At 63.6% G+C, this 6979-nt stretch carries 4 protein-coding genes; 1 reads left to right on the top strand and 3 read right to left on the bottom strand.

What is annotated here, in order from left to right; genetic code table 11:
* Positions 1-137 precede the first annotated feature (137 nt).
* The 3 genes from PVW27_RS07340 to dapE all read right to left on the bottom strand — a co-directional run bounded on the left by PVW27_RS07340 (position 138) and on the right by dapE (position 5062).
* Positions 138-1430, bottom strand: coding sequence for a lytic murein transglycosylase (locus PVW27_RS07340; RefSeq protein ID WP_432762040.1), 1293 nt, complete (start codon positions 1428-1430; stop codon positions 138-140).
* A gap of 128 nt (positions 1431-1558) precedes the next feature.
* On the bottom strand, positions 1559-3811 hold the full coding sequence (rnr, locus tag PVW27_RS07335; protein ID WP_274556445.1) for a ribonuclease R: 2253 nt from the start codon (positions 3809-3811) through the stop codon (positions 1559-1561).
* 81 nt (positions 3812-3892) lie between these two features.
* Positions 3893-5062: a succinyl-diaminopimelate desuccinylase gene (dapE, locus tag PVW27_RS07330; RefSeq protein WP_274556443.1), complete on the bottom strand. Its 1170-nt coding sequence runs from the start codon at positions 5060-5062 to the stop codon at positions 3893-3895.
* 317 nt (positions 5063-5379) lie between these two features.
* Here dapE and PVW27_RS07325 point away from each other — a divergent pair, with 317 nt between their 5' ends.
* Positions 5380-6978 carry a Hint domain-containing protein gene (locus PVW27_RS07325; protein WP_274556441.1) on the top strand — a complete coding sequence of 533 codons (1599 nt, stop codon included), beginning with the start codon at positions 5380-5382 and terminating at the stop codon, positions 6976-6978.
* Position 6979 lies beyond the last annotated feature (1 nt).

Here is a 6979-nt window from a genome sequence, read left to right as displayed (position 1 = left end):
ACGACATTGGAGACGATCCACCACCGAAAACCATCATGAGGCGCAATGCGTGACCTCGGAGAGAACCATGACCCCGAACGGACAGATCGCTAGCCCACTTGACATAGCCGCAATCAGAGAACCGTGCCAGTTGCGCCTTACCGCTTCAGCAGCGCCAGCACGTCCTGACTGGGAAATCCGTCCGGCGACACGCCGACCGACCGCTGAAACGCGCGGATCGCCTCGGTCGTCTGCGGGCCGATGATCCCGTCGATCTTCTCGACCGGATAGCCGCGCGCCTGAAGCCGTTGCTGCATCTCCATCCGCTCGTCAAAGGACAAAGGCGCATAGCCGCGCGGCCATGGGGTCTGGATCTCGGGGCCGCCCTTGATCCGGTCGGACAGATGACCCACCCCGATCACATAGGCATCGGCGTTGTTATACCGCGCGATCACCGCGAAATTGTCGAAGATCATGAAGGCCGCACCCGCCGTGCCCGCAGGCAGCAGGATTGACGCCTGCCCGTGGTTGGGCACCGCGCGCCCCTGCATGTCGGTCACGCCCATCGCGGCCCATTCAGACGGGTTGCGCTTGATGTCGCGCTTGGCCAGACCGGCATTGAACCCGGCAGGCAGACGCACTTCGACACCCCAGGGCTGCCCCTTGGTCCAGCCGAACCGCTTGAGGTATGCCGCCGTCGAGGCCAGCGCATCGGTGGGATCATCCGACCAGATGTCGCGCTTGCCATCCCCGGTGAAATCCACCGCATAGGCCAGATAAGAGGTCGGGATGAACTGCGTATGCCCCATGGCGCCCGCCCAGCTGCCGGTCATGCGGCGCGGGTCCACATCGCCCGCCTGAATGATCTGCAAGGCCCCGATCAACTGCTTTTCAAAGAACGCGCCACGCCGCCCGTCATGGGCCAGCGTGGCCAGCGACTGGATCACATCCATCGTGCCGCGCCGGTCGCCATAAGAGCTTTCCAGCCCCCAGACTGCCGTGACCACCTCTTTTTCGACCCCGAAACGATCCTCGATCGCTTGCAGGGTGCGACGGTGCTTTTGCAGCGCCGTCTGCCCATTGGCCACCCGCACGGGCGAGGCGGCGCTGTCCAGATAATCCCAGATCTCGCGCTTGAACTCGGCCTGATTACGGTCGCGCTCGATCACCGAGGGATCATAGCCGATACCGGCAAAGGACCGCTCCAGCACGGCGGGGCGGATGCCCTGCGCCTGCGCGCGCGACTTGAACCCGGCGACCCAGCGGTCGAATTCCGCGCGCGTCGTGGCGGAGACAGGCGGTGCCAGCGTCGCCGGGGCAGACGCCTGCTGCACCGAGGACAGGGCCGAGGGCCGCGCCTCGGGGCGCAGGGACCGCTCCACCGGCCCCGCGCAGGCGGCATTGGTCATCAGGATCACGCCTGACAGCGGAAGAAGGAATTTCATGCTCATGTGCTCGGCCTCGCTTGTGCTTGGTCATTTTTCACCAATGGTAGCGCAAGCGGGGTCTTTGCAAAAGCCTTCTCTGGTCCCGCGCACGGGTGCCGCAGGGTTCCGCCGACGGGGCCGCTGAGCACGTCTCAGCGGCGGCGGTCTGCCTTGCGTTTCAGCTTGGCGGCTTTGTGTTTGGCCTTGCCCAAGGCCCGCTTGGGCGGCTTTCCACGCGAACCGGGCGGGCCTTTCGGCATGTCGCGCCCCTCGATGCTGATCAATTCCAGCGCGATGCCGCCTGTCACCGGCGCGGCCTCGGTCAGCTTGACGCGCACGCGCTGGCCCAGCCCGATGATCATGCCGGTTTCCGACCCCATCAACGTGCCCTTGTCACGGTCGAAATGGAAATACTCGCGCCCCAGCGACCGGATCGGGATCAGCCCGTCCGCGCCGGTTTCATCCAGCTTCACGAAAGCCCCGAACTTGGCGATGCCACTGATCCGTCCCGTGAATTCCGCGCCCAGTCTGTCCGACAGGAAAGCCGCCAGATAACGGTCGGTCGTGTCCCTCTCGGCCATCATCGAACGGCGTTCCGTCTCGCTGATATGCTGGGCGGTGGCCTCCAGCCGGTCGATCTCCTGATGGCTCAGACCGTCATCGCCCCATTTGTGCGCCGAAATCAGCGCGCGGTGCACCACCAGATCCGAATAGCGCCGGATGGGCGAGGTGAAATGCGCGTAAGCCTGCAAGGCCAGCCCGAAATGGCCGAAATTGGTGGGGCTGTAATAGGCCTGTGTCATGGCGCGCAGGGTCGAGATATTGATCAGCTCGTCATGATCCGTGCCTTCGGCCTGCGCCAGCAGCGCGTTCAGATGCGCGGTTTTCAATACCTGCCCCTTGGCCAGCACCAGACCTGCCGCCTGTGCCGTGTCACGCAGGCTTTCCAGCTTTTCGGGGCTGGGTTCCTCGTGCACGCGGAACAGAAGGGGCGAGCGGCGGGCGATCAGGGTCTCGGCTGCGGCCACATTGGCCAGCACCATGAATTCCTCGATCAACCGATGCGCATCCAGACGGTCCGCGAAGTTGATCGAAGTGACCTTGCCCTCGTCGGACAGGATCACCTTGCGTTCGGGAAGGTCCAGATCCAGCGGCTGACGGCGGTCGCGCGCCTTCACCAGTGCCTCATAGGCGGCATAAAGCGGGGTGATGATCAGATCCATCAACGGGGCGCATTTCTCGTTCGGTGCGCCGTCCCGCGCCTCTTGCACCTCGCGGTAGTTCAGCGACGCGACCGAGCGCATCAGCCCACGCACGAAGCGGTGCCCGATCTTCTGACCTGTCGCATCGACCTGCATCCGCACAGCGATACAGGCGCGCGGCACGCCCTCATGTAACGAACACAGGTCCCCCGACAGGCGATCCGGCAGCATCGGCACGACGCGGTCGGGGAAATAGCTGGAATTGCCACGCCGCCGTGCCTCGATATCCAGAGGCGAGCCAGGGTGGACGTAATGGGCCACATCCGCGATGGCGACCCAGATCACGTGACCGTCCGGATTGGCCGGATCGTCGTCGGCATGGGCCCAGCAGGCATCGTCATGATCCCGTGCGTCCCATGGGTCGATGGTGATCAGGGGCATGTCGCGCATGTCCTCGCGCCCCGACAGGCCCGCAGGTTTCATCGAATCCGCCTCGACGATCACCTCATCGGGGAAATCGTCGGGGATGCCATGCTGGTGAATGGCGATCAGCGATACGGCCTTGGGCGCGGAAGGGTCACCCAGACGGTTGATCACCCGCGCGCGCGGCAGGCCCATACGCGCCTTGGGGCCAGCCTGTTCCGCCTCGACCAGTTCACCATCCTTGGCCCCGCCTGTGGCCCCTTCGGGCACTTGCCATTCCTTGCCGTCACCCTTGTCGATGGGCAGGATGCGTCCGCCTTCCGATGTCTTGCGGAACACGCCCAGCACCTTGGCCGGATTGGTGCCGACGCGGCGGATCAGGCGGCCTTCGTAGTGATGAGGCTGCCCACGCACCTCGGTCAGGCGCGCCAGAATACGGTCGCCTTCGCCCAAAGCAGGATCTGTGGCCCGCGCGATCATCAGGATGCGCGGTTCTGGTCCCTCGCCGGTCCATTCCAGAGGGCGGGCGGTCATCTCGCCTTCAGCATTGGGCGGGCCGACCTGCACGATGCTGACGGGCGGCAGGCGATCCGGGTCGCGATAGGTCTTTTTCCGCTTCTCTAGATGCCCTTCTTCCTCAAGCTCCTTGAGGATGCGCTTGAGATCAATACGCGCGGCGCCCTTGATCCCGAAGGCCTTGGCGATATCGCGTTTCGCGGTGAGGGTCGGGTGGTCCGCGATCCAGTTCAGGATCTCGGCCTTTGTGGGAAGCTGGCTCATGCTGCACGGGTTATCACAGGTCCCCGTTGTCGTCATGAGGGAATCGGCAGACCGACAAAGCCCGCAGGGGCTGTGGAGGGGTCAGCCGAAATAGCTGCGCAAAATCCGGGTGTAGATGGCCTTCAACTGATGCACATGGGCGATATCCACCCGCTCATCCACCTGATGCATCGTGCGACCCACCAGCCCGAATTCGACAACCGGACAGTGATGTTTCACGAAACGCGCATCCGACGTCCCGCCCGATGTGGACAGCACCGGCACCACATTGGTTTCGGCCTGCACCGCAGCACTGACCATGTCCGACAGCGCTCCCGGCGGCGTCAGGAAGCTTTCGCCCGATATTTTCACCGTCATCCCGATCTGCACATCGAATTCCGCCGCGACCTTGTCGGCTTCCGCGCGCAGCCAATCAGTCAGGCTGGCGCCCGAGTGCATATCGTTGAAGCGGATGTTCACGCTCGCGCGGCATTGCGCCGGGATCACATTCGTGGCCGGATTGCCCGTGTCGATGGTCACCACGGCCAGGGTTGAGGCATCAAAATGATCGTTGCCCTGATCCAGCACTTGGCTCGACAGCCTGTCCATCAGCCGCGCCATGGCGGGCAGGGGGTTCTTGGCCCGGTGGGGATAGGCGGAATGCCCCTGCACACCCGTCACCGTGAAGAACGCCGTCAATGATCCGCGCCGCCCGATCTTGATCATCTCGCCCATGCGTTCGGGGCAGGTGGGTTCGCCCACAAGGCAAACGCTCATCGCCTCGCCCTGCGCGTCCATCCAGTCCAGCAAGGCGGTCGTGCCATCGACGGCATCGCCTTCCTCATCCCCCGTAATGGTCAGGATCACCGCCCCGTCAGGCGGGGTCTGGCGCACGAAATCAATCGCGGCGGCGGCAAAGGCGGCGACGCCCGATTTCATGTCGGTGGCACCGCGCCCCCAGATCTGCCCATCCTTGATGACCCCGCCAAAGGGCGGGACGGTCCACGCGGCCTCATCCCCCACGGGCACGACATCGGTATGACCGTTGAAGCCGAAGGAATGCGCATGCCCCTTGGCCCCCCAGCGGGCGAACAGGTTCGACACGCCGCCGCGATCCACGCGGGTGCAGGTGAACCCTGCGCCCTCCAGAAGATCCTGCAACAGGACCAGCGCGCCCCCTTCCTCGGGTGTGACCGAGGGGCAGCGGATCAGCGCAACGGTCAGGTCGGCGGGATCGACAGGGGCAGATGCGGGGCTGTGGGGCTGGGCCATGGGCGGGGTCCTTTCGTGGCGTTGCCCATCGTTAGCGTGGTTTTGGCGGGACGGCAAACCATCAACGATTGTGAAATTGTGTCAGAAAAGGCGCAATTTCATGGCGATAGAGGGCGCATGGACGGAAGATCATTAACAGCATCACCCAGTCGGTGTTAACTCTTTATGCAATAACAAGACCCGAGGCAGGTCAAAAGCAGCAGGATCCAACGTGGTCCTTATTCATGGAATGCGCCGGAATGATCCGGCGATGGCGGTGTCATACCGTCCATGGAACCATGCTGCGCTGCCTCAGGCGAAGTTGGGGCAGGACATAAATGGTTGCAGCGGCCAGACTTCCAGTGAACACGAACGCATCTGCGATGCAGATGGCGAACGAGATCTTCGGCGATGGCGTGACGGTGGTCAGCGCCAGCTATACAGGGGATTCGCGGTCCTCGGGAATCTACTCGAACGGTGATGCGGTCTCGGGCTTCGTCACGCCAAGCAATACCGGCGTGATCCTGTCCACGGGGCGGGCTAACGATTTCACCAACGCGGCGGGTGGAACAGCAGCCAACCCGACGCAGGCCAACGTGACGGGTGCGCGGACGACCGACACCTCGGGCGTCAACAACAACGCACAGTTCAACGCAGCGGCGGGGACCAATACCTACGACGCTGCATGGCTGGACGTGGACTTCATCCCGACCGGCAGCGTGATGACGATGCAATTCGTCTTTTCCTCCGAGGAATATCCCGAATTCGCGGATGGGGCCTACCAGGACTTCTTCGGCGTCTGGGTCAACGGCCAGCAGGTCGAACTAGGCGTCGGTGACGGGGATATCGATCCCAACAACCTGAACGCGGGCTCCAACCAGAACCTCTTCATCTCGAACGTAGGCAGCCCCTACAACACCGAGATGGACGGCTTCACCCTGACCATGACCCTGACGATGGCGGTGAATCCGGGGCAGGTGAACTCGATCCGCATCGGCATCGCTGACGTTCTGGACGCGCAGTACGATTCCAACGTCCTCATCGCCGGCAACTCGGTCCAGACCGTGCTGGTGGCGCAGACCGATACGGCCGAGATCTATCCGGGCGGTACCGTAGTGCTGGATGTTCTGGGCAATGACGTGAACGGCACGGGCGGTGTGCTGACCATCACCCATATCAACGGGCAGCCGGTCGTTGCAGGCAGCACCATCACCCTGTCCTCGGGGCAGCAGGTCACCGTAAACGCAAATGGCACGCTTACCGTGGTGGGCGATGGCACTGTCGAGGTGGCGAACTTCACCTATACGGTCGCCAGCAGCACCGGGCAAACCGACACCGGCTTTGTCGTGATCGATTCCGTGCCCTGCTTCGTGGCGGGCACGCTTGTCCTGACACCCGATGGCGAAGTGCCTGTCGAAAGCCTCCGCCCCGGTGATCTGGTCCTGACCAAGGACGAAGGTCCGCAACCCCTGCGCTGGATCGGACGGCGGCAGGTCGAGGCCCGCGGCGACTTTGCACCGATCTGCATCGCGCCGGGCACTTTTGGCGATCATCGCCAGCTTCTGGTCTCGCCCCTGCACCGCATCCTGATCCGCGACAGTCTCGCCGAGGTCCTGTTCGGCGAAGGCGAAGTGCTGGTGGCCGCGCATGATCTGGTCAATGACTACAGCGTCCGGCGGATCGAGGGCGGCATGGTCGACTATGTCCACATTCTCTTCGACCGGCATCAGGTGGTCTTTTCCGAAGGGCTGGAGTCTGAAAGTTTTCTGCCCGGCCCGCAGATCGTCCGAAGCTTCGAGGCGGACATGATCGGCGAAATCGTGGCCCTGTTCCCGGATCTCAATCCGACCACATGGGAAGGTTACAGCCCCGCCGCCCGGCGGACCCTGCGAAGTTTCGAAGCGCGCGTCCTGCGTGCAGAACGGCGCGTGGCCTGAC

The organism is Seohaeicola sp. 4SK31, assembly GCF_028802875.1.
Lineage (GTDB): Bacteria > Pseudomonadota > Alphaproteobacteria > Rhodobacterales > Rhodobacteraceae > Seohaeicola.
Note: the sequence above shows the minus strand (reverse complement) of the source record. Positions and strands in the feature narration are given on the sequence as shown.

Coding starts and splice junctions, on each gene's coding strand:
- PVW27_RS07340 (WP_432762040.1), bottom strand. CDS start 1,430: ATGAGCATGAAATTCCTTCTTCCGCTGTCAGGCGTGATCCTGATGACC.
- dapE (WP_274556443.1), bottom strand. CDS start 5,062: ATGGCCCAGCCCCACAGCCCCGCATCTGCCCCTGTCGATCCCGCCGAC.
- PVW27_RS07325 (WP_274556441.1), top strand. CDS start 5,380: ATGGTTGCAGCGGCCAGACTTCCAGTGAACACGAACGCATCTGCGATG.
- rnr (WP_274556445.1), bottom strand. CDS start 3,811: ATGAGCCAGCTTCCCACAAAGGCCGAGATCCTGAACTGGATCGCGGAC.